This is a genomic window from Paenibacillus sp. LjRoot56 (genome assembly GCF_964253335.1).
In the GTDB taxonomy this organism is placed as follows: Bacteria; Bacillota; Bacilli; order Paenibacillales; family NBRC-103111; genus Paenibacillus_E; species Paenibacillus_E allorhizoplanae.
The window spans coordinates 17,827-44,618 of sequence record NZ_CAXURV020000004.1 but is presented as its reverse complement, the minus strand read 5'-3'; the positions used below and the strand labels follow the sequence as shown (position 1 = coordinate 44,618).

General features: G+C 43.9%; 24 protein-coding genes. 19 read left to right on the top strand and 5 right to left on the bottom strand.

What is annotated here, in order from left to right; all coding sequences use genetic code 11:
• Positions 1-9 precede the first annotated feature (9 nt).
• The 3 genes from ACSQ8O_RS25830 (at position 10) to ACSQ8O_RS25820 (ending at position 1,988) form a co-directional block, all read left to right on the top strand.
• The gene (locus ACSQ8O_RS25830) at positions 10-213 is read left to right on the top strand and encodes a hypothetical protein (RefSeq protein ID WP_436244945.1); all 204 of its coding nucleotides are present in this window, start codon (positions 10-12) and stop codon (positions 211-213) included.
• A gap of 300 nt (positions 214-513) precedes the next feature.
• The gene (locus ACSQ8O_RS25825; protein WP_436243988.1) at positions 514-1,206 is read left to right on the top strand and encodes a hypothetical protein; all 693 of its coding nucleotides are present in this window, start codon (positions 514-516) and stop codon (positions 1,204-1,206) included.
• 179 nt (positions 1,207-1,385) lie between these two features.
• Complete coding sequence (locus ACSQ8O_RS25820) at positions 1,386-1,988, top strand: stalk domain-containing protein (protein ID WP_436243987.1); 603 nt, start codon at positions 1,386-1,388, stop codon at positions 1,986-1,988.
• A gap of 329 nt (positions 1,989-2,317) precedes the next feature.
• Here the strand turns inward: ACSQ8O_RS25820 and map are convergent, their stop codons facing one another.
• A complete protein-coding gene (map, locus tag ACSQ8O_RS25815; RefSeq protein WP_436243986.1) occupies positions 2,318-3,064 on the bottom strand; it encodes a type I methionyl aminopeptidase in 747 nt (248 codons plus the stop codon).
• Positions 3,065-3,071: 7 nt separating this feature from the next.
• Entirely contained in the window at positions 3,072-3,656 is a 585-nt protein-coding gene (locus ACSQ8O_RS25810) for a TetR/AcrR family transcriptional regulator (protein ID WP_436243985.1), read from the bottom strand.
• Positions 3,657-3,820: 164 nt separating this feature from the next.
• On the opposite strand from ACSQ8O_RS25810, the gene ACSQ8O_RS25805 reads away from it, so the two are divergent.
• Complete coding sequence (locus tag ACSQ8O_RS25805; protein WP_436243984.1) at positions 3,821-4,108, top strand: hypothetical protein; 288 nt, start codon at positions 3,821-3,823, stop codon at positions 4,106-4,108.
• Positions 4,109-4,734: 626 nt separating this feature from the next.
• Here the strand turns inward: ACSQ8O_RS25805 and ACSQ8O_RS25800 are convergent.
• Together ACSQ8O_RS25800 and ACSQ8O_RS25795 are read right to left on the bottom strand one after the other, a co-directional pair.
• On the bottom strand, positions 4,735-5,223 hold the full coding sequence (locus tag ACSQ8O_RS25800) for a hypothetical protein (protein WP_436243983.1): 489 nt from the start codon (positions 5,221-5,223) through the stop codon (positions 4,735-4,737).
• Positions 5,223-6,008, bottom strand: a complete 786-nt coding sequence (locus ACSQ8O_RS25795) for a hypothetical protein (RefSeq protein ID WP_436243982.1) — start codon at positions 6,006-6,008, stop codon at positions 5,223-5,225. The genes ACSQ8O_RS25800 and ACSQ8O_RS25795 overlap by 1 nt, the downstream gene beginning before the upstream one ends.
• Positions 6,009-6,628: 620 nt before the next feature.
• On the opposite strand from ACSQ8O_RS25795, the gene ACSQ8O_RS25790 reads away from it, so the two are divergent.
• The gene (locus ACSQ8O_RS25790) at positions 6,629-7,042 is read left to right on the top strand and encodes a hypothetical protein (RefSeq protein WP_436243981.1); all 414 of its coding nucleotides are present in this window, start codon (positions 6,629-6,631) and stop codon (positions 7,040-7,042) included.
• Positions 7,043-7,056: 14 nt separating this feature from the next.
• On the opposite strand, the gene ACSQ8O_RS25785 is transcribed toward ACSQ8O_RS25790, so the two are convergent.
• The gene (locus tag ACSQ8O_RS25785; RefSeq protein ID WP_436243980.1) at positions 7,057-7,935 is read right to left on the bottom strand and encodes a LysR family transcriptional regulator; all 879 of its coding nucleotides are present in this window, start codon (positions 7,933-7,935) and stop codon (positions 7,057-7,059) included.
• A gap of 100 nt (positions 7,936-8,035) precedes the next feature.
• Here ACSQ8O_RS25785 and ACSQ8O_RS25780 point away from each other — a divergent pair, with 100 nt between their 5' ends.
• The 14 genes from ACSQ8O_RS25780 to ACSQ8O_RS25715 all read left to right on the top strand — a co-directional run bounded on the left by ACSQ8O_RS25780 (position 8,036) and on the right by ACSQ8O_RS25715 (position 26,789).
• Positions 8,036-9,472: a carboxylesterase/lipase family protein gene (locus tag ACSQ8O_RS25780; protein WP_436243979.1), complete on the top strand. Its 1,437-nt coding sequence runs from the start codon at positions 8,036-8,038 to the stop codon at positions 9,470-9,472.
• 21 nt (positions 9,473-9,493) lie between these two features.
• Positions 9,494-11,146, top strand: a complete 1,653-nt coding sequence (mdcA, locus tag ACSQ8O_RS25775; protein ID WP_436243978.1) for a malonate decarboxylase subunit alpha — start codon at positions 9,494-9,496, stop codon at positions 11,144-11,146.
• Positions 11,147-11,155: 9 nt separating this feature from the next.
• Positions 11,156-12,052: a triphosphoribosyl-dephospho-CoA synthase gene (locus ACSQ8O_RS25770; protein WP_436243977.1), complete on the top strand. Its 897-nt coding sequence runs from the start codon at positions 11,156-11,158 to the stop codon at positions 12,050-12,052.
• Positions 12,027-12,320, top strand: coding sequence for a malonate decarboxylase subunit delta (locus ACSQ8O_RS25765; protein WP_436243976.1), 294 nt, complete (start codon positions 12,027-12,029; stop codon positions 12,318-12,320). The genes ACSQ8O_RS25770 and ACSQ8O_RS25765 overlap by 26 nt, the downstream gene beginning before the upstream one ends.
• Positions 12,317-14,032, top strand: a complete 1,716-nt coding sequence (locus ACSQ8O_RS25760) for a biotin-independent malonate decarboxylase subunit beta (protein ID WP_436243975.1) — start codon at positions 12,317-12,319, stop codon at positions 14,030-14,032. The genes ACSQ8O_RS25765 and ACSQ8O_RS25760 overlap by 4 nt, the downstream gene beginning before the upstream one ends.
• A gap of 11 nt (positions 14,033-14,043) precedes the next feature.
• Positions 14,044-14,649, top strand: coding sequence for a malonate decarboxylase holo-ACP synthase (locus tag ACSQ8O_RS25755; protein WP_436243974.1), 606 nt, complete (start codon positions 14,044-14,046; stop codon positions 14,647-14,649).
• A 14-nt stretch (positions 14,650-14,663) separates the two neighbouring features.
• A complete protein-coding gene (locus ACSQ8O_RS25750; RefSeq protein ID WP_436243973.1) occupies positions 14,664-15,602 on the top strand; it encodes a malonate decarboxylase subunit epsilon in 939 nt (312 codons plus the stop codon).
• A 250-nt stretch (positions 15,603-15,852) separates the two neighbouring features.
• Complete coding sequence (locus ACSQ8O_RS25745) at positions 15,853-16,776, top strand: ArsR/SmtB family transcription factor (RefSeq protein ID WP_171636112.1); 924 nt, start codon at positions 15,853-15,855, stop codon at positions 16,774-16,776.
• 299 nt (positions 16,777-17,075) lie between these two features.
• Complete coding sequence (locus tag ACSQ8O_RS25740) at positions 17,076-18,464, top strand: ABC transporter substrate-binding protein (RefSeq protein WP_436243972.1); 1,389 nt, start codon at positions 17,076-17,078, stop codon at positions 18,462-18,464.
• 80 nt (positions 18,465-18,544) lie between these two features.
• Positions 18,545-19,444, top strand: coding sequence for a carbohydrate ABC transporter permease (locus ACSQ8O_RS25735; RefSeq protein WP_436243971.1), 900 nt, complete (start codon positions 18,545-18,547; stop codon positions 19,442-19,444).
• An 18-nt stretch (positions 19,445-19,462) separates the two neighbouring features.
• On the top strand, positions 19,463-20,299 hold the full coding sequence (locus ACSQ8O_RS25730; RefSeq protein ID WP_436243970.1) for a carbohydrate ABC transporter permease: 837 nt from the start codon (positions 19,463-19,465) through the stop codon (positions 20,297-20,299).
• A 104-nt stretch (positions 20,300-20,403) separates the two neighbouring features.
• Positions 20,404-22,770, top strand: a complete 2,367-nt coding sequence (locus tag ACSQ8O_RS25725; protein WP_436243969.1) for a family 43 glycosylhydrolase — start codon at positions 20,404-20,406, stop codon at positions 22,768-22,770.
• A 100-nt stretch (positions 22,771-22,870) separates the two neighbouring features.
• Positions 22,871-24,943: a sialidase family protein gene (locus tag ACSQ8O_RS25720; RefSeq protein WP_436244990.1), complete on the top strand. Its 2,073-nt coding sequence runs from the start codon at positions 22,871-22,873 to the stop codon at positions 24,941-24,943.
• Between the two features lie 85 nt (positions 24,944-25,028).
• A complete protein-coding gene (locus tag ACSQ8O_RS25715; RefSeq protein ID WP_436243968.1) occupies positions 25,029-26,789 on the top strand; it encodes a glycoside hydrolase family 2 protein in 1,761 nt (586 codons plus the stop codon).
• The last annotated feature ends 3 nt before the right edge of the window (positions 26,790-26,792 follow it).

Sequence of the window (26,792 nt, the reverse complement as noted above, 5' to 3'; positions counted from 1 at the left end):
AATGCTTGGATACTTCGTCTGTATGATGGTTCTGGCCATGGCGCAATTGGCTTAATCCATCTGCCGGTTCTTGCGAATGATAGGATTGCAGTACAGGAACAAAACGCTATACTGCAGTCCAAAGCTGAGCCAGTTCCTTATAACCGAGTTAATGGATTAGAGGTTTCTCTTGGACCGTTTCAAATGCGAACCTTTGCAATAAAACATTTCTGATGACAGAACGAATACGGGAACTCTAGCTTAATAACAACTTGAAGAGGCAGCCAGTCCGGGTGGATTGGTTGCCTTTTCTCAAATAACGGGCAGTAGTGCGGATTCAACTTAGAATTAAAATTCTGTAAAATCATGGGAACTTCCTTGAATATTGAGCGTCTAAATAATTAGTAGTAATTACGGGAAGATGGTTCATGAATAAATTATTTACATAATAAAGATTTGTGTTGGGTGTTATAATTTACCGGCTTTTTAGGGGCGATTTTCTTTTGGTCAAAATCAAAAACAAGGAGCTTGGACATGAAAAAAAGAACGATATTTGCAGTCGTTATTGCATTATTCGCGTGTATGGCGGTAAGGGAAGTATTCGCAACAACAACTATAGAGGTCGAAGATTCATCTCCGGGGATGACAGTCACCTTATTTGAAGACACTACTTTATTAGGTGAAAACGGGCAGACAATCGGAATCATAGCTCCTCAAACGGTTACAATATTGGACACCAGTCAACGGAGAGTTGGGCATGGAGAAGGATATTTGGTTCCGATTTACTTGATTTCTACCTGGCTTGGAAATGCATGGATTATGCCAAATAACGCGCTTCTGGGGAATCAAAAGTCAGTTGATACGAGATTAGAAATTTTCGGTGTGGAGTCTCTCTATAATGATCCGGGTCTTATCAAGCCTACAGGGATGCAATTGGCGCCGCAAACTGTAAAAGTGAAAGCAAAGTGGGATAACCGCTACTTGATTGAGACATTGAACGGAGAAAGATGGATCTCACCGCGTTACACGGCTATATTCGAGGTAAAAGAGGTCCGGCAGGAAGTCCAGCTAAATAGTACGACGAAGCTTTTTCGTTCTCCAGATGGTATGGAAACGGGATCTAATTTGAGCCCCCAAAAGGTGACGGTGAATGAAGTCTGGCGAGACTGGTGCCGAATAGATTCCTGGTTAGGGCCAGTCTGGATTGAGCTTAAGCGTGATGAGTAATATTATGACGGAAGCCTATTCAGCGGAGGGCAGTATAGGTTTTGTTCTCAGTGGAGCTGTCGGTAAAGGTGATTTTACAAAGTATAACTCTGTAAAACTTAGAATGAATCACTTGTAAGAGAGAACCCCGCAGGGCATAACGAGTATTCTATACCATGATCATTAAGGAGTTGAAATTTTTGAAGAAATTTATTCTTGGATTAGTTGTAGGAACGTTTTTATCTCTCTCTACTGCGGTGTTTGCTTCAGAATCAGTTCAAACATACTTGTTTTCAGCATTTTTCAATATCAATGGTCAAAATGTCCCTTTAGACGACAAGGAGTATGCGGTACTTAATTATCAAGGGCACGCTTACGTTCCTGTCCGATTTATAGCTGAAAAGCTAGGGGCTTTTGTTGATTACACAGATCAAGGTACATACAAGGACATTACAATTAATCATTTCCCTTCAAATGTTCCCATACTTAAAGATGATAAATATGCCAATATTCACTTTGGTTTGCTCGACTTATACTTAGATGGCGGATATACGGGCATTCGAGGATTATTAGCTTTAGATCACGACAAGGATTCGATTACCGAACATGAAATTGAGTTTAAATTGCATTTTTATGACGAGAACAATAAGGTGATTGGGATTGCATCAGGCACGTCAAAACCTAGTAGCTCTGCCCAAAAGATGACCATAAGCACGGGCGAAATTAAGTATGTTTCGGCTGGTGAAGTCGGGGATTTCTCTAAATATGAAAAAGTGGATTTTGAAGTCACAGGGTACAAATAATCCTCCGTTCAAAAGTCCTATACATTTAGAATATAATGATGAAGAAATTTTATTGGTATATTTTTGGGAAACAGGTCCAGATGTTGAGCGTCTAAATACGGACAGAGTAGCCTCATCACGATCATTGAGGCTACTCCGTCTGCGAACTTGCTTCTGCTTGAAGACGAGAACGAGTTATCGATCACCGTAATATTGGATCCAGTCATTTTCCGAATAATGCCTTTGAGCTCTATAGGAGAGCGGATAAACGCATGTATCGGATGAAGAAAGATGCTATCCCGAATACGAAAAAAAGAAGTCGACCATCTCGTGGTCGACTTCTAATTATTTTATTGCGCGGTCAGGATTTGTGGACCTTCAGCCGTTATGGCGATCGTATGCTCGTATTGGGCGGCGAGCTTGCGGTCCAGCGTCCGCGCGGTCCAACCGTCCGGATCGATTGACATGTAGTAGGTGCCTTCGGTGATCATTGGCTCTATCGTGAACACCATGCCTTCCTTGATGCGGTAGCCTTTGCCGGGCTTGCCGACATGCATATAGTTCGGCGCCTCGTGCAGGTCCCGGCCGATGCCATGTGCGAGAAGGTCACGCACGACGCCGAATCCGTTCGATTCGGCATGTCTTTGGATCGCGCTTGTCACGTCGCCGAGCCGATTGCCGGGCTGCGCCTGCGCGATACCGAGGTCAAGGCATTCCTTCGTGACGCGCATCAGCTTCTCGGCTGTTGTCGAAATCTTTCCGACCGCATAGCTCCAGGCTGAATCGCCGAGCCAGCCGTCGAGCTCCGCGACCGTATCGATCGTCACCATATCACCCTCCTCAAGTGGCTTATCGCTAGGAAAGCCATGCGCAATCACGTCGTTGACGGAGGCACAGGTGGCATATTGATAACCCTTGTAGCCCTTCGTGTAGGGCTTGGCGCCGTGCTTCAAGATAATTTCCTCGAAGATGCGCTCAATATCGTTCGTCGTGATTCCCGGTTTAATTAGCGGGGCAATCGTGCGATGGCATTCAGCCACCACTTGGCATGCCTTGCGAATAGCCTCGATTTCATGCTTGCTTTTTAAGATCACCATGTTCGTCTCAGGACTCCTTCGAAATAGCTTGCATCGCGAGCTTGGCGATTCGATCGACATCCAGCTCGGAAGCGCCTGCATAGTAGTGCAGTCCGCAGCAGCCAACCAGCACGGAAAGCATCAGGTCGACGCTGTCGTCTTCGCGCTGGGCAATTGCTTGGAGCGGAACGTACAGCCGTTCCATGAATTGTCTCTTGGTGGAGTGCCGATCCCTCTCAGGCAAGCCTGCATAATGTTCCGCCGCCATTTTGTAGACGAGATATGCGCGGGCGTCCGACTGCCACAGCCGGAGTAGCGCCTTGCAATATGTCAACTTCTGCGTCTCATCCTGGCCGCCTCCCTGGATGTTAGTCCATTCTGCCAGAGCTTGCTCGCATCGCTCGAAGCCGCTGGCCAGCACATCTTCTATCAATAAATGTCGGTTGGGGTAATAATGGTATACCGTGCCGTAACCGATCTTGGCCTCGCGAGCGACGTCGCGAATATCAAAGCTGCCGCCAGTGCGGAAGTAGGTGCGAGCGGTAGCGTCAAGGATCTGTTCACTGCGCTGCATGCGGATGAGCTCATTTTGTTCTTTGGTACGGGGGCACATGGACGCGTAAACCTCCTTGTATAGACCTGCAAATTTGTCGATATAAAGATAATAACGCATGGGGCGAGGGAATGCAAATGATCTGTTAGAGAAATAAAGTTATTTAATTGAAATAGAGTTCTTTAGTGTACTGAACAAAGACTGAACTCCTGGCAGTCGGTCTAATGATAACTATTGCAAATAGAATTGGAGCTCGAGTTCAAGGCGATGAAGGCGAATATTATAATAATACCAATAATTCATATTCGTGGCCGCCCGAGCATTTGCGCATGGAACCAGTAGTAAATATCTATGAGTCTGATATCAAAATTCCCGATGAGCAACTAAAATTTATTGGAACTATTGGGGTCGAAGATGAAATCCAACATGATAAATTTGGAAGAGGTAAAATTCTTGGAATTACTGGCGGAGGAGCGATACAGTATAAATATCAAAATTCATGGATGGAATAGGTACTAAAAGAGTACTAGTTTGTTTTGCACCAATGAGACCTGTTAAACAGGATTAACTTGTTGAGCTAACTAGAAACGAGAGTTGAGTAAATTGTTACATGATTGAAATCTTATATTCATCTTACATTAATCATTTGGGATTATAATAAAACTCAACCCCCCTTTAAAATATAAACTTAGACCCTCAGCCCGTTGCTGGGGGTCTCTTTTTGCTACTTAAACTTTAAGGGAGGGTAATTTAAGTCTCCGACTGATCTGCAAGATTTTGGTTATTACTACCATAATGCTGAGAGAACGGGGAGATTCGAGTGGTAAATCTATTCTTGAAGCAATCCCATCATTACGAGAAGCGTTAACACATTCCTAAAAAATGGTGATGTTGCAAGAGATACTTCAGAAAGTCCTACAATCGTTCGTGGTGAACGAAGTATATATGAGATTAGGGGAATAGACCAGAAGAAAAAGATAGGTGGAGTTATCGAAGGATGAATACCTTTTTTGCAATTATTCACAAAAATTAGCTAACGAGAAACTATAGCGCAGGAGCTGCATTGAAGGAGCTCTTTTTTGATTCCATTAAAGTAACGGGTAGAAGTATTCATTTTACTTCTTAAACCGCAGTTGAATCATGAATCTGTCTCGAGTTGAAGTGTTTGCATACGTGTTTTGGCAACTCCTAGTGCCAAGTTCCCCCACAGAGTCTGCTCCACAAACTGAGATTGCTCATTTGTACACTGGACAATTAATATAACTTCACCTATTTTAGTCTTCGCAGTTCTGATCTTTTTTCGTTTAATTAAATTCTTTGTCAAATCGTATAAAAAACCAATCATAAAACCGCTAGCTGCTCCAATGAGCCCCCAGAAAACGGGACCCCAGTAGAGAACAAATCCTCTAGATACCCCAATCGTCCCGCCCATCATGGCAAGAATAAGTCCAATATCAACTAACGAGGTTCCGTCTGCACCGTGCATTGTATCAATCAGTTTCATATCGATTGAACGATTATCAAGTGGAACAGCGTAGATATTGACGACCTCATTTTCTTTAAGTTTACTTATAGCAAGCTCTACATAGTTTGAATGCTGAAATGTAGAGAAGAATTGTATGCCCATTAGATTTTTTCTCCTTTCTGTAAAACAAAGTTTGGCGATTGATATTCTCTTTTCAAAAAATCGGCTTGTTCACAATCAAACAGTTTGGTTAGCTCTACGGCATTTGAGTAGGAGTCATACAAACCAAAGAAATAAATCGACGGGAAGTAAAGGAACCACTGAGCACCCATAATTTCTCTTGATTTAGGAAAGTTTCCTAGAAGAAAATAATGAAAGCCTTCAATCATATTGGAATGAATAACAATAAACATGGTCATTAAAAGCGTTAAAGCAGCTCCTAAGATCCGATGTATATACAGTTGTCCGAGACTTGGGATTGTCATCGACCAAACCAATGCAAGCCATGGCTTTTTCTTGTCCAAATAGTTCATCTCGAAAGGGCTCACCGTGAAGCTTGGGTATCCGGCATTTTCTCTTTTCGCCAGCAGGTGGAGCTTATTTCCATCAACAGTAGTTCGGTAGCTATCCCAAATAGCAAACAAATAAACGGGAATATAGAGGTATATGTACTTTTCGTTTAATACGGCCTTTGCTTGGGCAAAATTTCCATTAAACGAGTGCATCATGGCTGTATTAAGTTGGGTTAATTGGTTGATATAAAATTCCCAAAAAAACAATGCAAAGCCAGTGATGAATTTGTGTACTAAGAGGTGACCGAATCCAGGGAACGCAACTGACCATAGAGCAATTATCAGAGGATTTCGTTGATGAAGTTGAATTGTTCCGAACGAAGTAACATTGGCTAGATAATAACGATTTCTATATTTGTTACGGAAGTTATTCATTAATAGATCCTCTCCACTGGAATAGTTTGCAGGTATTATTTGTTAAATTGTTACAGTTTATTCGTGATCTGTATTTGTTAGTGAAGAGATATTATAGTTGAATACCGGACTAAGGATGGTTTAGATGGCAAACAAGGACGTATTGCTTGAAAAAGGACCGTTACTATTAATAAGGGGCTGCCGCGAGGTAGCCCTTTCTCAACGAAAGGGCAGGTTTCCGTAATAGACATGTGGAATTATTATCGATGTAATTTTTTATGTAGTCACTGTCTTTTCCAAAAGAAAAGGAGGAACGCATAATATGACAACCAAATTGCTTGAGCTGATTGTATGTCTTATGTTGGGTTTTTTTACGGGAATATTGATGAGTGGGAATGGCACTCATATTCAAGAAAGTGGAGTTCAAATTATACTTGGATGCATTCTTTGGATCTTGATTTTTACTTATCTCAAAAGGAAATAAACTCATATTTATTACGCAAACTGGGAATGTAACTTAAATTTGACGATCCCTGTTTTGCTGTGGATTCCGCCAACGTATAATTTTAGCGACGAGGAGTTAGTCTGCAACTAAACAATAAACTAAAGTATCACTTAAGCTACAATAGAGGAGAAAAAAATTGAGAAAAACCCTAAGTATCGTTCTCTTTGTTATTGTTATAGCATTTTTCTATGTTTTATATCGTTTTGGTCAATTTGATTCCAAACTCGCATTAAGTAATCAACTGGAAAACATCATACATGAACATGATCCTGCTAAAATTCAAACGATTTCATTAGATCAACCAACAAATGAATATCTTTCACAATTGCCAAATAATACGAAGACACACAATACTACAGATTTCCAAGGAGGTTCTAAAGAAATTAGTTATTTAGCAACCATCTTCGGAAATAGACCGCTTCATGTATATATGAAAGTAGATACCCGATCAAATTTCCATAAATTATTTCCTAAATGGACCTTGTTAAAAGTATCAGTTGCTCCTAATGGAATACTACCCTCTATTCCTGAACTCGATGAGGATAATTAAAGGTAAACTAATTTTTAGGGAGAATGAGGTAATCTTGAGAAATAATCTATCGTGAATTGATGAAATGCTTGGGCTGCAATGGAAAGATAGCTATCCTTCATCCAGTGCAGCTCGATTATACGCGTGCATTCAGGATGTTTAACATGAAGCAAAACAACGGAGGAGTCAGTAGCACCTTTCCAAGTGATGGCAGGAACGAACGCTATTCCTTGACCTGCCCGAATCAATCCGCGCACCGTTGCAGGATCGTCGCTTTCAAATATAATGCGTGGCTTGAATCCGGCTAGTGCACACAAGGCATCCGTTGTCTCACGCAAACTGCTTCCTTGTTTCAAAGTGATAAATCCATCTTCCGCAAAACTGGAGAGATGGACACTTTTTTGGGAAGCAAGAGGATGTGTCTCAGGTACAGCGAGAAAAATTTCTTCCTTAAGCAGCGCTTTTTTTTCAGTTCCGGATGGTCCAACTAGTGATGAAGTGATACAAAAATCGAATTTCGTTTGCGTAGGATTTCTGGCATGTTGCAAGAGATGAAAATTAACCTCTGGATGGCGGTCACGAAACGCTTTCAACAAATCAGGCATCAATTGGGAGGCTACATCAAAACTTATGTTGAGTGTCCCATTCATTCGTCCGCTGACATCCTCCAGTTCTTTCCGTCCATCCTCTAAAGCTCCCAGAGCAATTTCCACGTATTTCAAAAAAACAGCCCCATGGTGGTTTAACTTGATGTGTTTTCCTTCCCGGTTAAACAGCTTTACACCTAGGTCTTTTTCCAAGGTAACGATCATTTTACTTAGAGCAGGTTGTGAAATATGCAATTCAGCCGCTGATCTGGTGATATTCTCTGTTCGCGCTGTGTGTCTAAAATATTTTAGTTGAGATAACTCCATAGTCCTCCTGTATATATGCATTTAGTTATATAAGATATATAAATTTATATATTTTACACTATATATGATTCGGTAATAAAATTGAAGGAAGCATAAGTCTTTGTTAAAGAAGGGACGGATCCAATTGGTAGTTTCAATTAGCGATGGACAACTTGAAGGTATTCAAGAGAATGGATTACATATATTCAAAGGCATTCCATATGCTTGCCCGCCGGTCAAGGAACTAAGATTTAAGGCTCCTGAACCGGTACAACCATGGGAAGGTATTTTGAATGCGTCGAAGTTTGGCAAAATAGCTCCACAAGTTAGACAGCCTGTATTCCCAATCATGGAAGAGCAGTCAGAAGATTGCTTGTATTTGAACATATGGACGCCTGCCTGTGATGATCGAAAGCGTCCTGTTGTCGTTTGGATCCATGGCGGAGCCTTTGTTATGGGAGCAGGATCACTGTATGACAGCTCGGTATTCGCTGAGAATGGAATCGTTAGTGTAACGATCAATTATAGAATGGGTGCGTTAGGTTTTTTGGAATTAGGTGATGTATTGGGTGAGGCATACAGAGGTTCTGGGAATTGCGGATTGTTAGACATCGTCGCAGCCTTACGCTGGGTTCAACAACATATTTCGAGCTTTGGGGGAGATCCTACTCGAGTTACTGTGATGGGACACTCAGCTGGAGCGAAATTGGTTTCCTCACTACTCTGCGTTCCAGATGCAAAGGGATTATTCCAAAGGGCCATTATTCAGAGCGGAGGCGTTCAATCGATACGAGATTTTAATACGGCATCTGAAATTACCGGACAATTTCTTAAAGCTTTGAATATCTCCAAAGAACAAGGGGAAATTCTCTTGGAGCTGCCGGTTTCCGAGCTGTTAGAGGCACAATCGATTTTCTCTGGAGGAATGACTGGACTTCATAAGTTTGGACCTGTGATTGACGGCAAAACGATTGTACGACCTCCGTTACAATCGATTCAAATGGGTGAAGCGAATTTAGTACCTATTTTAATCGGTTCCAATAGGGAAGAGGCTCTAGTTCAGGTTCAATTGGAAGGTTTAAGCATTTTTGAGAAACCCAAAATTCAAGCTTTATTTGGGAGAAATAGTGTGGAGGTTCTACAAGCATATGAAGATTCCAGCACTCAAGCGACGAGGGAACAAGCTGCAATTGAAACATTGACTAACTATCTATATGGATACGCAGTTGTTCAACTTGCAGAGGCTCTTGCAGTGAACGATGTTCCTGTTTGGCTGTACCGATTTGATTGCAGCAAGGGACCGATGGGTGCTGCCCATGGGGCGGAAATGTCATTGATCTGGAAACTCCCGACGAGACCGCAAGAGATCGAGAGGTTAGTTGATCGCATGCACCAAGCATGGGTTTCATTCATGAACTTCGCTAATCCGGAAGTGGATGATGTGCATTGGCCTAAGTTTGATCTTATGGAGCGTAAAACCATGATTTTTGATGATGAGTGCCAGATTATTTCTAGTCAGCCTATAAAAGACGTTCCTTCGCAGGTTTTCGTCCTGTAATACGCTATGGAGGTTATGAATGTGGTGGAACGATTACAAGAAGTGCGCAAATGGACGAAGAGGCGAGATGAAAAAAATCGCCGAATGAGCTTGGTGAAATCGTGGTTACGAGGTTCCATCCTTCCGGCGGATCATATCGTGGATGCCATGGAAGCATTGATTTCTCCGGGTGATAAGGTAGCCTTAGAAGGTAACAATCAAAAGCAAGCCACCTTCCTTTCTGGAGCACTCTCTAAACTGGATACCCATAAAGTCAACAACCTGCATATGCTTATCAGCAGTATCTCTCGACCTGAACACCTTGACATTTTCGAAAAAGGGATTGCTCGTAGGCTGGATTTTGCCTATGCAGGACCTCAAAGCTTACGAATTGCACAAATGATTGAAGACGGCTTGATTGAAGTGGGTGCCATACATACCTATCTCGAATTGTACGGGCGAATGTTTATTGATTTAATTCCTAACATCGCCTTGGTTGCTGCAGATAAAGCGGATCTTGCCGGTAATCTATATACCGGACCGAATACGGAGGAGACACCGACACTTGTTGAGGCGACAGCTTTTTCCAATGGGATCGTCATCGTACAGGTGAATGAAATCGTAGATGTGTTACCCCGAGTGGACATTCCAGCGTCTTGGGTAGATGTCATCGTTGTAGCGGATAAGCCTTATCAGCTTGAAGCTTTGTTTACGCGAGATCCGCGACAAATTACGGAGATGCAGATCCTTATGGCTATGATGGCCATACGAGGCGTTTATGAGCGGCATCAAGTGATGTCGTTAAATCATGGGATCGGATTTAATACCGCAGCTATCGAGTTATTGCTGCCTACTTATGGTGCAAGCCTTGGCCTCCGCGGAAAAATTTGCAAGCATTGGGCGCTGAATCCACATCCTACACTAATCCCAGCTATTGAGAGCGGATGGGTGGAGAGTATTCACTGTTTTGGTGGAGAGGTAGGAATGGAGGCGTACATTGCAGCAAGACCGGATATCTTCTTCACAGGAAAAGATGGAAGCCTTCGGTCGAATCGTGCTTATTGTCAAATGGCTGGGATGTACGGTGTCGATCTGTTTATCGGGTCAACGCTACAGATGGATGAGGAAGGCAACTCGTCGACGGTTACATCGGGCAGACTAGCGGGATTCGGCGGAGCACCGAATATGGGCAGCGATCCTCATGGGCGCAGACATTCGTCTCCAGCTTGGCTGGATATGATTTCTAATGAGGGGCCGATTGTCCGCGGGAAAAAACTGGTTGTCCAAATGGTTGAAACATTTCAAAAAGGAGACCAGCCGACTTTTGTCGAGTCCCTGGATGCGATCGCTGTAGGGCAGGATGCCAATTTACCGATAGCTCCGGTTATGATTTATGGCGATGACGTGACTCACGTGATTACAGAGGAAGGGATCGCCTATTTATACAAGGCTCAAAATCTGGAAGAACGCAAGCTAGCTTTGGCTGCCATCGCTGGGGTTACACCTCTAGGCCGTAATCATAACCTTTCCCTTAACGAACAATTAAGGAAAGATGGTTTGATCGCTTTTCCGGAAGATTTGGGAATTCGCCGGATAGACGCCAAGCGCTCCTTGCTTGCGGCCAAAAGTGTTGAAGAACTTGTGGAATGGTCAGATGGACTTTATAAACCTCCCGGTAAATTTCGTAGTTGGTAGGTGAATCCCATGATATGGAAGAGTGCTGAACAATGCGGGCAATGCTTGGGAGACCTGGCAGTTGCGGCATTAATTGACGAAGTGGAGTTGACTCCAAAGCCCGGATTGGTGGATTTACAGTCCTCCGGCAGCCATAAGGATATGAACGTTGCACTTATGATTGCTTCGGCTAGGTCCTTGTACGATAGCTTTGAGGCAATGGGTTATGCGGCTTATGGCGGAGAGCCTAATCAAGAGCTGCGGGAGACCCTTGCATGCATTGGACGTGACGGGGAACAGAATATGCTGCATACTACTGGAGGCATTAATACGCACCGCGGCGCCATTTGGGCATTAGGTTTACTTATCGCGGGGGCTGCCATTTGCGGAAATGGAGATGCTCCGGAGCAAATCGCAGAAGCTGCGGGGACGTTAGCTCGATTTACTGATCGCCACGCATTAGTACCAACTTCCAACGGCACAAAGGCTATGCAAACCTATGGAGTTAAAGGTGCTCGTGGAGAAGCAATGGATGGCTTTCCACACGTAGTGAAGGTCGGACTCCCCGTGCTGCGAGACTCTCGCAGGAGCAAAATATCTGAAAAACATGCACGGTTAAACGCATTGCTTGCCATCATGGCCAACCTAGATGATACTTGTTTGATTCATCGCGGCGGTATGGAAACGTTATTAGTTGTACAGCAGGACGCTCAAAAAGTTCTTGATTTCGGTGGGGCATCTTCCGTCGCAGGTTGGGAGGCGTTGCAGCGATTGGACCAAGACCTCGTAATGAGACATGTATCACCTGGGGGAAGCGCGGATTTACTAGCAGCAACGCTGTTTATGGATCGTCTGTCGAACATATCGTTACATCACATGGGAACGGAGGGAGGAGTTTACAATGGAAAAGCTTACACTTCACTATGATGCAAATAAGTCTATTTCCCGACGTGCCCATGTAGGTGTTGCCGGCTCAGGTGATTTGGAAATATTAATTGAACCTCTAACAGAACGGACCGCTCAGGTTCATATTCGCACGCAGTCTGATGGATTTGAGGATACGTGGAAAGCCATTATGGACCGATTCTTTCTGATACATCATCTGGCTGCTCGTATTGAAATTAACGATTTTGGAGCCACTCCCGGAGTTGTTTCCTTGCGATTAGCCCAAGCCATTGAGGTGTTAGAGTTATGACAATTCCTATTAGGGAAAGAAACAGTTTTATCGAGCTGAATGCGAGAGAACGAGCCCAATCCGTTATCGATCAAGGAACATTCAGGGAGCTTCTAGGTCCATTCGAAAAGATGGAATCCCCACATCTAGAGGCTCAAGGCATCGTTCCGCAGAGCGATGATGGCGTTATCGTAGGAAGAGGGACGATAGAGGGGCATTCCGCCGTTGTTGTCTCCATTGAGGGTGCTTTTCTGGGGGGAGGCATCGGCGAAGTATCGGGTGCCAAAATCGCAGGAGCCTTGGAACTGGCGATTCAAGATAATTTGAACGGAATACCCACTCGCGCCGTATTACTGCTAGAAACAGGAGGAGTTAGGCTACAAGAAGGGAACTACGGTCTCCTTGCAATCGCGGAAATGCACGCGGCTATCGTAGCTTTGCGTCGTTACCAGCCAGTTGTCTGTGTGATCGCTGGAATGATCGGTTGCTTCGGCGGTATGTCCATTACGGCAGGCCTCTGCAGTACGATTATAATGACTCGGCAAGGTCGACTTCAATTAAATGGCCCAGAAGTGATCGAACAAGAAGCCGGGATCTTAGAGTGGGATTCGAGAGACAGACCTTTGATTTGGCAAACCGTCGGCGGTGAGCAGCGCTATGAAACAGGATTGGCGGATTTCCTTATTGAGGATGATGTTGAGGACATCTGTCTGTCGATTCGCAGCGTCTTTCGGAGCGGTATCCATGACAATCTTCGAAGTGCACAAGTAGAATCGTTTCTTGCACGACTTGCTTTGATCGATACCGAGCAAACCATGCAACCAGAATCGCTTCGGACGTTGTGGGCTAAATCCTTTCTCCATACCGATGATAGTGACATTCAAACATTAAAGGCGCTTTGGCAGCAACCGAATCCAGAAACATCAGTTAGCAGGGGAAGAACTTGGTTTCAAGCTTTGACGGATTATCAGGAACCGCTGCAAAACGGAGCTCCTACTGTACTGTGTGCAGACGCGATCATTGGGGACGAGCGGGTGCGATACATCGCTGTTGTTCCGAATAGGAACAACCGTTTCCATCGTGCCCGGAGCGGAGAAGTCGGTCTGGATGAAGGATGGACAATTGCACACTATGTTCGTCAGGCCATGGAAGAAGATAAGGATGGGCAGCGCAGGACGATTGTGGCGATCGTCGACGTTCCGAGTCAAGCATACGGGTATCGCGAGGAAATGCTTGGGATTTATTTAGCTTGTGCAGCAGCGGCGGATGCTTATGCGAGTGCACGACTCGCAGGGCACCCAGTGATTGCTTTTATGGTTGGGAATGCGATATCCGGTGCATTTCTGGCCCATGGACTGCAAGCCAACCGATTAGTTGCGCTGAATGATTCGGGAGTCTCGGTACAGGTCATGTCCAAGAAGTCGGCTGCAAGAGTGACTCGACGGAGCATAGAAGAGCTAGAGGCAACGGCACAAAAGATCCCAGCTACGGCATACGACATCGAATCTTTTGCGACTTTGGGGGCATTGCATAGTTTGACAAGCGGCATAAACGCCGATCAGCCAACGCCATCAGATATCGAGAAAGTCAAACAGCATCTTCTGATGGATGCCATCTCGGCTTCGCGTAAATCTTCACCGGACCTGAGCAGCCGCCTTTTTTCCGGAGAAGCGAAAATCAATCGAGCCGCTTCTATCGCAGTTCGTCTCACGCTGGCGGAACAATGGATATAAGGGTACATGATTTGCTGAGGATCCCATCGGTAGGCTCCCTAATCGTTGATACCCCGATTCCGGATTGGGTTGGTGGTTCCATAGATCATGCGAACTGGGTTGTAGTTCGCCGCGATATTGCCAAATATGGCAGGATACCTGTTGGTATTCGCGGGAATTCACGCAGTCAGCGGTTTCCCGCTTTTTTGCCGATGGATGCCATCATAGAGAAGGTTGAGCCAGAGGACTTGATTGAGCAGCGGTTATGGAAAAGAAGTCCGCGGCGTTCACAGATTGAAGCCTTTAATTTCCTTGATAAATTGATTGAGATTTATTCCGCTTATAGCTTATCGTGGGGACCAACTGGCAGTGTCGGATTTGAACTGGCCAGCGGGGTTCCTACAGCACACGCAGGAAGTGATCTGGATGTGGTTATTCGTACTCCGCAACGTTTGGGGCAAAGTGTTGCCCAGGAATTAATCAAATTTCATAAGTCATTTCCAGTCCGAATCGATGTTCAGCTTGAAACGCCATTAGGAGCTGTTTCATTAGTGGAATATGCGAGAGGAAGTGGTTCCATGCTTTTGAGAGCGGACTTAGGACCTCGTTTGGTCAAGGATCCTTGGGTCAACGTATAGGGAGGTCAAAGAAGATGAGCGTGGCTTTTTTGTTTCCAGGTCAAGGATCGCAATTTCCAGGTATGCTGCATCAATTGCCTTCTCATCCTGTGAACGAGACAACCCTCGATGAAGCGACTTCGTTCATGGACAAAGATGCGCTTTCAATAGATACTTCTGAAGCACTATCCTCTACGGTTTCCGTACAGTTGGCACTTCTCTACTCAGGAGTTGCCAGTGGTCGTGCGCTCATACAGGAAGGTGCAAAGCCAGACTTCGTAGCAGGGCATTCGGTTGGAACCTTCGCAGCAGCAGTGATTTCGGAAGTCCTGTCATTTAGAGATGCATGTGAGCTAGTGAAATTGCGTGCCGAATGGATGGAGAATTCGTTTCGTTTCGGTTACGGAATGGGGGTCATTGTAGGTATCGCAGAGCAGAAATTGCGTTCCATGGTTGAAAAAGCCTTCAAGTGCGGTCAAGAGGTATTCATTGCTAACCTCAACGGCCCTCATCAAATCACGATAGCTGGTAAGCTGGAGCATATCCAAAACCTGTTTGTGGAGGCCCGAAGGAACGGAGCGCGAAAAGCTGAGCTTCTCCAAGTCTCAGTTCCGTCCCACTGTAAACTCCTCAATCAGGTTTCACATGATTTGGAGCTGGCAATGAAGAAAGTGATTTTCAAAGAGCCCTGTTTTCCGTATGTAGCGAATACGAACGCACGATTATTACGATCAGCGGATGCGATTCGCAATGATCTTGCTTGCGGTGTGGCGAATCCGGTCCAATGGCACCAAGCTACAACACTTTTGAGTGAGCTTGGTGTTCGTTTGTTTGTCGAAATGCTTCCAGGTCAAGTTCTTACCAATCTTGCTCGTCAAGAGCTGCCTTCCGTTCAATCCATAGCTATGGGGGAAACAAGACTTGATTCGGTTGTCTACTTAATAAACCGGGAGCGTAAATGGAACGAAGCATGAATATGGTGGCGTTTTCGCAATAGTGTATCTGCGCTCCTTAAAACTGGCCTTACGAGAAATCGTAGGGCTTTTTAATTTAGCTTCAATAGCATTGATGCATGCGGGGTGAGTTTAATACATAAAGAGTGTTTTATTACTCAAAAAATAATTTGTTATATAATAAGTGGACAAGAGATGATATTATTCGTTAAAATATTGTAATAAACGTGTACAAGTTCGAGAATTTAGTTTGTTAATGGGGGGATTATGTATGTTGGAATTATCAATTAATGAACCAAATCAATTAGTCGCTGTTGCTCATGCACTTTCTTCTCACACCAGAATTAATATAATCAAACTCCTCTTACAACATCATAACTTGAATATCATTGAAATTGCCGAGATGCTTAAAATTCCAGTTTCGACTACTGCGATTAATGTCAAAGTATTGGAGGAATCAGGGCTTATCTTAACGGAATTACAGCCCGCATCTCGAGGGGCAATGAAGGTTTGCAGCCGTAATTTTGATGACGTGCGCATGATTCTGAACCCAATTGCTATGTATAAAAATCCTAACAATTTGTATGAGATCGAGATGCCTATCGGTCATTTTATAAACTTCGAAGTATTACCGACATGCGGTATGGCTAATTTAAACGGAATGGTGATTCCGGAGGATGATCCGGTTAGCTTTTATCACCCTGAGAGTAAAACAGCTGAAATCATATGGTTGCGGCAGGGATGGATCGAATATCGATTTCCTAAAGTGATTCCACAGCATGCAACGATCACATCCATCGAGTTTTCGTTGGAAATTTGTTCGGAAGCGCCTAACTATAACAATGAGTGGCCTTCAGACATTACAGTATGGGTCAATGGCATAGAGATAGGAACCTGGACTTCACCAGGCGATTTCGGCGACCATAGAGGCAAACTAAACCCCTCTTGGTGGAACGACAGTAGTACACAATACGGTATTCTGAAAACATGGAGAGTGGATGAAAAGAGGAGTTCTGTCGATAATGAAAAAACATCCTCTATCTCGCTTGCGGATCTTCATCTTGAGAAATATCCTTTCATTGGATTCAAAATTGGGGTTAAACCTGATGCTTTGCACCATGGAGGAATCAACTTATTTGGTCGCGGCTTCGGCGATTATGCCCAAGCAATTGTGATGAAAATTCAATATGTATAAAAATATAGAATAGGCATTAGCGCAAAGCCCAACTGTTACGTATTATATGTAACAGTTGGGCTTTATCACTATATTACGTTGAAACAAACATAATAATTGAATGAAAGCGTTGACAATTATTTATAATACAAGTATTGTATGAATATAAACATTTTATTTGTAATAAATTAAATAAAATGTTTTATTTAAAAATAACAAAAGGAAGGAAAAACTGTTTGCGTAACCGCTTCACAATTCATAATTCTTGCTTATTGATTTTTATGCCTTATTAAACCAAATTCTGAATTGGGGGAATTTAAATGAACGTATTGAAAAGTAAGATGGCTAAGCTTTCAGTGCCTCTAATGCTAAGTTTTGCTATGGTTGTAACGGGATGTTCAAAAAGCACAACGGAATCGACAGACAAATCCACCACGCAACCTTCTGCCCAGGCAACACCTGCAGCTGCAACAGCCAAACCAGCAGAGAATTCCGAGATTTCCTTTATGGGTTGGGGTGGTGATTCAGAAAAGGCTGTATTTCAAAAACTAACTGACTCCTATATGCAGAAGTATCCAACAAAGAAAGTGAAATATACCGTCGTTCCTCCTGCTGAGTATTATCAAAAATTGGATACCTTGATTGCTTCGGGCAAAGCGCCGGATGTTTTCTATGCAGGTGAAGCCCAGTTCCAAAAACTTGCAGGCAGTGGAAGTTTGCTGAAATTGGATGATCTAACCAAAACAGCATCAACTTTTGATGAAAAGAATGTTTGGAAGCAGGGATTAGACCGCTATCGTTATGATGGTAAAGTTATTGGAAAAGGAAATCTCTACGGATTGCCAAAAGATGTAGGTCCATGGGCATTCGCTTATAACAAAGATCTGTTTGATAAAGCGGGCGTCAAATATCCAAGCGCAAAAGCTGGCGAATGGACTTGGAATGATATGATTGATGCTGCCAAAAAAATCACAACACAAGGCGCTAATGGGAAGACAGATGTATTCGGGGTTGCTGGTTATTCATTGGAATCAGCCGTATGGGCGAATGGCGGGGACTATATTGATTACAATACAGGAACCATCAAAATTGACGAACCTGCTTTCACAGAAGCCTTACAATTCGTAGCAGATTTAAAATTGAAATATAAAGTTAGTCCTTCGCCAACAGATGAGAAAGCGCAAGGTGGTTATGCCCGCTTTGTTGCAGGCAAAATTGGTATGTTCCCAATGGGGCCGTGGGATCAGCCTGGTTTCTGGAAGCTGCCTTTTGGATGGGATATTGCCGCATGGCCTGCAAGTCCGAAAACAGGGAAAACAGCAACATGGTTAGGCTCTTTAGGATTCGTCATTTCGGGCAAAACCAAATATCCTGAAGATGCATTTAACTTTGCTTCGTATTTGAGTTTGGATCCTAACTCACAGAAAGAAAACTACCAATTGGGTCAAGCGGTTCCGAATCTGATTGATATGGCAAAAGGCGAATTTTTAAAATATGATAAAGCACCTGCGAATCGTCAAGTATTCCTGGACATCATACAGGATTATGGCCATCCGACGATTGCTGTAGGATCCGTTGATACGAAATGGCTCGACACTTTTAACCAAGAGATAAGCCGTGTATGGGAAGGGAAACAAACGGCTGAAGTCTGGGCTAAAGAAATGAAACCTAAGCTTCAAGAGCTCTACGATAAAGGAAACAAGAAATAATAAATAAGGATATGGAAGGGCGAAAATAGAGGCCGAAGGCTTCCGGTTTCGTCCTTCGTCCTAAAACAGGTGGGATCAGTATGATAAGGGCACACAAAATAACAGGCTTTAGACGCCGTGAAATAATATGGTCGTACTTATTTATATCCATTCCCGTTCTTGGGTTTCTCATTTTCGGGCTTGCGCCAATCGTATCATCGCTTGTATTAAGCTTTATGGATTGGGACATGATCTCTCCTGCGAAATGGAATGGTGTTGAGAACTATAAAGAAATGGTATTTGACGAAAAGTTCTATAAATCATTATATAACACTTTATATTTACTCATTGGTATACCAATCGGTATGTTCTTTTCCCTCCTGGTTGCTATTCTAATGAATCGAAAGCTAAAAGGAATTTCTTTCCTGAGAACCATTTACTATATTCCGGTTATCTCACCTATCATTGCTGTTTCCTTGTTATGGCAATGGATCTTGAACAATGATTATGGGCTGATCAATGATTGGATTTATCAACTCTTCGGTATCCAGGGACCCAACTGGTTAGGTGATCCGAATTGGGTTAAGCCTTCTTTCATTCTTATGGGTTTATGGGGAGGCATTGGTGGAACCATGGTGCTATATTTGGCGGGGCTGCAGGGGATCGCTTCCGATTATTACGAAGCGGCAACCGTTGATGGTGCGAACCGTTGGCATCTTTTTCGCCATATTACGTTTCCGTTGCTTTCCCCGATTCACTTTTTTGTTATTGTCATGGGTATTATCGGTACCTTTCAATCGTTTAGCCAAATGTACATTATGGCGACAGATGGCGGACCAGAATACAGCGGGGCAACGATCGTCTTCTATATTTTTAATGAGGCTTTCAAGTATTTCAACATGGGGTACGCCAGTGCCGTCGCATGGGTATTAGGTATCATCATCTTTATCATCACACTAATTCAATTTAAATTATCCAAACGTTGGGTCTATAACGACTAGAGAAAGGAAGGTTGCGCGATGAATAGAAATGAGCGGTCTACGAATGTAATGGCCTACGTTATTTTGCTTCTAGGCTCTTTTGTTATGCTGGCTCCATTTGTATGGACGGTCTCGACAGCATTTAAAACGCAAGAGCATGTTTTCGATCTCCCGCCGAAATGGATCCCGGACCCAATTACATGGAATAACTTTGTGGATGTTTGGAATAAAGCCCCTCTGTTAACTGGATTTATGAATAGCGCCATTATTGTGGTATGTGTTTTGGGTGTGGGATTGTTTGTTTCTGCGATGGCTGCTTATGCATTTTCCAAATTTGATTTTCCCTTTAAAGAGACTATTTTTCTTTGTTTGCTAGCCACGATGATGATTCCATACTCCGTGGTGATGATTCCTCAATTTATCGGTTTTTCATACCTGAATTGGGTGGATACGCTGCTTCCACTTATAGTACCCGGTTTATTCGGTCATATTGTCACGATCTTTTTCTTCAAACAATTCATGCAAGGGGGCATTCCTTCGGATTTAATTGATGCAGCGAAAATCGACGGTGCGAGCTATTTCCGAACGTTTGCTTCTGTGGCGTTACCCATTGTAAAACCAGCGATTGCTGCACAAGCGGCACTTGGATTCATGGGGATATGGAACGATTTTCTTGGACCTGTGATCTATTTGCATTCGTCGGAAAAACAAACGATTCAAGTTATTATTGCAAGTTTGCAATCTAACTATATCTCGCAAGCCAACTATCCTAATATGATGGCAGCTTCATTGATCGCTTTAGTGCCGGTTGTTCTCGTGTTCTTTTTCTGCCAACGGTACTTTATTGAATCCTTAAGCATCAGTGGATTAAAATGACCAAACGTAGGATACGAACGAAAAGAATGTTTATGGGGCTAGTTATATTATTCCTATTAGCCATAGTGATTACAATTTCATTTAGCGGGAAAGGAAGAGGTCCTATGTTGAATTCCACGCTTGGGGAATCGTATCAGAATTCATTGGCGCTTGAGCAGGAATGGCCTGATTACGGGATAGGTGATCCCTATGTTATGCGATATAACGGACTCTATTATTTGTATTGTAGTACGAAGGATTTTCGTGTGGGTATTAAAGCTTGGAGCTCGAGCGATTTAATTCATTGGAAATATGAAGGGCTAGCTACGGAAGAGCCACTAACCGAAGGGGCTTACGCACCGGAAGTCGTTTACTGGAATGGGTATTTCTATATGTATACCTCGCCTGCCGGCAAAGGACATTATGTACTTCGCAGCGAGAGCCCCACTGGACCGTTCACGATTCAAACTGAAAATTTGGGCTTATCCATTGATGGCTCTGTATTTATTGATGATGACGGCAAATGGTATTTTACGCATGCGAGCGGTAAAGGTATTATTGGACACGAAATGCCTGATCCTTACACGATGGCTGAAGAGAAGACGCTTGACGCTTATTTGGGCCATTGGACAGAAGGCTCGATGATCATTAAACGCGACGGCAAATATTTCATGACTTATACAGGAAATCACGTGTTCAGTAAAGGATATCGGATTAATTACGCTGTGGCGACGGACTCGCCAATCGGAACCTATAAAGTGCCAGAAAATAACCCGATCGTCATCAGCACGAAACAAGATTTTAATGGGCTGGGCCATAGTTCCAGCGTGATAGGTCCAAACCTCGATTCTTATTATATGTTTTATCATAATTTAATTGGCCATTCGAAGGAAGGGCCTCCGGTTCGTATGCTAAATATGGACCGAATCGTTTTTAACGGCGAGAAAATGGTAGTTCTTGGCGATGGTACTCATTTTCCTCAACCGGTTCCACGAATGCCGGATTTTTATGATGGCGTCAATAAACCGTTGGATCAGAAGCTTTGGGATGTTCGTGACAATGTAAATGAAGCGAAATGGTTGAGCAATAAAGCTGCCGATAAGAATCGGTTTACAGCAGAATTTAATTTTCGCATGAACTGGGAGAATATACGAGTGGGGGAGGCTTCGTTCGAGACCGTCTTTTCCTATACGGATGACAATAATTATTACTCTGTTGGTATTGATCCCGCATTGCGAAGTATAGCCCTGATCGAAATGAAGGACGGGAATAGGAAACAGCTTGCAACTTCTCAGCTTCCCCAAGCGATGGACTTTACTAAGCTGCATACCATTCGAGTTGAGAGTAATGCGCGAGGTACTAACATCTATTTCGATCAAATGAACAAGCTGACTCTTACAGATTTCCATGCGAAGCCTGGGAAAATCGGGTATGCATATCGCCACATCAAGCCGACGTTGGAATACACAGCTTTTTCTAACGAAGCGGATGGCAGCAGTGACTATGAGACAGCCAAACCGGTTCCCGGAAGTATTGAAGCAGTTCATTATTTGGGAGAAAAAGATCAAGGATTTCATGTCGGGCATCCCGTTAAAGGGTCCGTTATGCGTGAAGAAGACGGTGTTCCGATCCAAACGAGTGAAGACGGCAGTAATGACGTTACGATGGCGGGAAAAGGAGACTGGCTCGCATTTAGAATAAATGTGGAGTCAGACGGAACCTACGGTTTTGATGCCATGATGAAGGAAGACGGGAATGAAAATGTGGTGGAACTGCAGGTTGATGGGAAACCTCAACGTTTCGAATTAGGCCATATGAGTCAGAGCGAAGGAAACCCGTGGGTTAAAAAGCACATAGGAAATATGCAGCTAACACAGGGGGAGCATATTTTGAAATTAAAGTTAGTCAAAGGCAAATTGAATTACCGTTATTTGGATATATACAGAATCTCAGAACTGCCGGATGAAAAGCTCTCAAATATGTTTAATAAAATATTGCCTGAAGATATGTATGGCAAATGGATGAAGAAAGAAGACGGGTATGCCGTACAGACTGAGGGCTCGGATGCCAAAATGTATGCGGGCAGTGATGAATGGACGGACTATCGGGTGGAAGTTGATTTGAAATCCACTGCAGATTCTATTGAAGAGGCAGGGCTCTTGTTTCGTATCACGAACGAATCTGAATTTCCTGAGCAAGTAAGGGATTCGTTCATGGGCTATCAACTAACCTTCCGCAATGGACGTATGATTCTGAAGAAAATGAATTATGACCAGAATGAAGTAGACTCAGCTCCGATCAGTTTTGCTAATGGTTCAATCGTACACATCGCAGTTGACGTAAGTGGAGCAACAATGAAGGTATATCTAAACGATTCGAAGCAACCTGCCTTGGAATGGACGGATGCGAATGCATGGATGCACGGGAAAATCGGTATTCGTTCAGCGTCGCCATCGTGGCTCTTTACCAATTTATCATTAGTAAGGAGGTGATTTCATAGTTCAATTACTTTAAATTACCTCTAGATTCGACACAAGCACGCAATGAATAATGCTATTCGATTAACATTTTTTCAAAGGAGGAAATGTAAAAATGAAAGCTAAAAGTCGTTTGCGCTTGGGTAAATTCATGATGGTTATGATGATGGTGGCTTCGCTTATTATTCCTTTCAATATGACTCAAGCAGCAACGAGCGGGATGGCTTGGCCAACGTCAAACACGACAGTTTACACTACCGGTACAGGTGGAGTTTGGTATCCGAGGATGCTTCAGGTGAGCAGCAGCAACATGTTGGCTTCCTTTGATTCAAATGCGGATGGAGGTTTTACGAAAGTTAAGGTAGCGAAAAGCACGGATGGTGGCCTTACATGGGGGACGCCTATTACAGCCGCTTCTGATGCGAATGGGGATGTCGGCAACGGTCAGATGCTCCTATTAACCAATGGAGACATCTGGTTGGCTTATCGCGTGGTTTTACATTCTGGCAGCACGTATACCACTTATTTGAAAGTTCGAAAGAGCAGTGATGGAGGCAGCACCTGGTCGGATCTGGCAAACGGACAAATAGCGACCGAATCGGAAAACTCTTTCACTGGGGTATGGGAGCCATTCCTCGGTTATGTGGGGAGCACGATTTCCGTCATGTATGCGGACGATAGCTCAGCCGTTGTCGGTACCTCGGGGAAGCAGAAATTATTGATGAAAACCTGGAACGGAAACGGTTGGAACAGCGAGACAGTTGTCAGCGACGGGGTAGCTAATAACTCCAGAGATGGCATGCCGGTTTTTACAAAAATGGCAGACGGCAGGTACATTGTGGTATTCGAAGCTACGGACGTTAGCGGGCATCCATTTGGAATCAAATATAAAATTTCCACTGATGGCGTAGATTGGTCAGGCACACGGCAAACCATGTTTATTCCAACGAATGCAGGGAAAAAAGCTGGAGCACCGTTTGTCGTCAAACTAGGCGATGGCAGATTAATGGCCAGCTTTCAAACGGATGATTCTAGCGCCAATACGGGAGACAGTTATTCTTCGATGCGAACGATGATCAGCTCCGATAACGGCGCGACTTGGGGTTATTTTTATAATGTATTCCCTGTATCGGACACGAAGTTTTCCAACTGGAATTCATTAATGGCTGTCGATACGACTCGCGTTATGGCAGTCACATCCGCCAACTTTCCTAGCACAGGCATTTATTTGCGGACGGGAAATGCAGGTACTCCCTCGAACGTGAATCTTGCCGATAATTGGGGGTTTGAAACGGCGAATGTGAACGGATGGGCGCCTTCGGGAGCCGATTATCCAAACCGGATTCACATTCATGGAGTAAATGACGGTATTGCACGTGCACCGGGGGGCGGAAACTACTTCATCGGTCTTGCTGGAACCAGTTCACCAGGTACTGCTTATATCGGCCAAACAATCACAGGTCTGGATAGAGGTACCTATACCATGAGAGCGTATGTAAGGAGCAGCGGTGGTCAAACCAGTAACTACATGGAAGTGAAAGACTATGGCGGATCTACGCTGCAAACTAATTTTCCCGTTACTGGAACTTGGACGCAGGTAACCATCTCCGGCATTAATGTAACAAATGCACAGGCGACTATCGGTTTTTATGCTGCGAATACAAGCGACAGCCAATGGGCGGATATTGATAACGTTGAATTTATCAAAACAGCTTCGACCACGCCGCTGAATGTCAATCTCACGAATAACTGGGGATATGAAACGGCAAATGTGAACGGATGGACGACATATGGGTCCGATTACCCGGATCGGGTTCACATTCATGGTATTAACGATGGTATTGCGCGTGCACCAGGTGGAGGGAATTACTTTATCGGTCTTGCAGGCATTAGTTCACCGGGTACAGCTTATGTCGGCCAAACCATTACAGGTCTTCAAAACGGAACTTATACGATGCGAGCTTATTTGAGGAGCAGCGGGGGGCAAAACAGCACTTATATGGAAGTGAAAAACTATGGTGGGGCAACTCAGCAAGCCAATTTCCCGGTTACTTCGACTTGGACACAGGTGACAATCTCTGGTATTAATGTCACCAGTGGTCAGGCGATCATAGGATTTTTCGCTTCAAACAGCAGCGGCAGCCAATGGGCAGATATCGATAATGTTGAATTTTTCCGAACCAATTAATTAAGGCATTTCCCGCGCACAAGATGGTTTGTGCGCGGATCAACTTAAATAAACAATCATCAGAAGTAGGAGTGATCATCACAAGATGTCGACAAAAATGTATATAAAGGACTATCCAAGACCTCAGTTTGTACGAGAATCATGGCATAGTTTAAACGGTGAGTGGGATTTTCGTTTTGATGACGGAAACATAGGAGAGAATGAAAAGTGGTACGAGGAGTTTGAGGGGGACCTTAAGATTATGGTTCCGTTCACTTATGAAACGAAGGCAAGCGGTATTGGCGAAGAGGCATTTCACCCTCAAATATGGTATCACCGATTGCTCGAAGTTCCGAAAGAACAAGAAAGCAAAAGGATCATCCTGCATTTTCAAGCGGTGGACTATATAGCCAAATTGTGGGTGAACGGAACGTGTGTAGGTCAACATCAAGGTGGATACGCAGCGTTTTCATTTGATATTACGCCCTATATTCAATTTGGTCAGTCTAACAGCCTTGTCATGAAGGTGGAGGACAGCCAGAGCTGCACGCAACCACGCGGTAAGCAGCGTTGGGTGAATGACAATTTCGAATGCTTTTATGTTCAGACAACTGGAATTTGGCAAAGTGTATGGTTGGAATATGTGGCGGAATCTTATATCAAATCCGTGAAAATGACACCTGATCTTGACCGTCAATCGGTACGCTTCGAATACCGAACGCATGGTGATTTAAAGCAGGGGCAGCTTCGCTTAGAGACTCGAATTAGTTTTAAGGGGAAGATCCTCAAACAAACCGCTTTGATCGTGGATCGGCCTTGGTTGCAATTAGAGGTAGATTTGCTGCATGAAGCAAATGGTCCATGGAAGGTAAGCAGATGGTCTCCGCGAAGTCCGAACTTATACGATGTGGAATTTGTTTTATTTCAAGATGACGTGGTGATCGACCACGTGTATTCTTACTTCGGCATGAGGAAGATTTCCATTGAAAAAGGTAAAGTTCTCCTCAATAATACGCCTATTTATCAGCGGTTAATTTTGGACCAAGGATACTGGTCCGACAGTCATTTGACGCCGCCTTCGGAGCAAGCATTAATAGAGGATATCGATGCTATTCTCGCCATGGGATACAACGGGGTGAGGAAGCACATGAAAATTGAAGATGCGCGGTTCTTATATTGGTGTGATGTCAAGGGGCTCTTGGTATGGTCTGAGATGGCAGCTACCTTTGAATTTAATGATGAGGCCGTTGAGACTTTCACCAAGGAATGGATCGAGATTGTAAGACAGCAGTATAATCATCCGAGCATCATCACGTGGGTGCCTTTTAATGAGTCTTGGGGCATTATGCAAATTTTGACTGACCGTAAGCAGCAGAAGTTCACTGAGGGTATCTATCATTTGACCAAATCGATGGACCCGAATCGTCCTGTCATTACAAATGACGGATGGGAACATACCGTCTCAGACATTTTGACTTTACATGATTATGTGGAAAACGGTTCGGAATTTCTCCAGCGTTATGCGGATAAAACCCCTATCGTAAACAACGAATGGGCCTTCAACAATGGGAAATATGCCCTAGCTCAAGGATACACGTATCGTGGACAGCCCATCATCATTAGTGAATTTGGAGGGATCGCTTTCCAAACTGATAAAGGCTGGGGGTACGGCAATCAGGTCGTGACGGAAGAGGCCTTTGTTGAGCGGTTCCGGGGCATTACCCAAGCGATAAAGGATATCGACTACATTTGTGGGTATTGCTATACGCAGGTGACTGATGTCCAGCAGGAAATGAACGGACTGCTCACTGAAGACCGGAAACCGAAGATTCCACTAGAGCTTATCAAAGAAATTAACCTCGCATAAAAG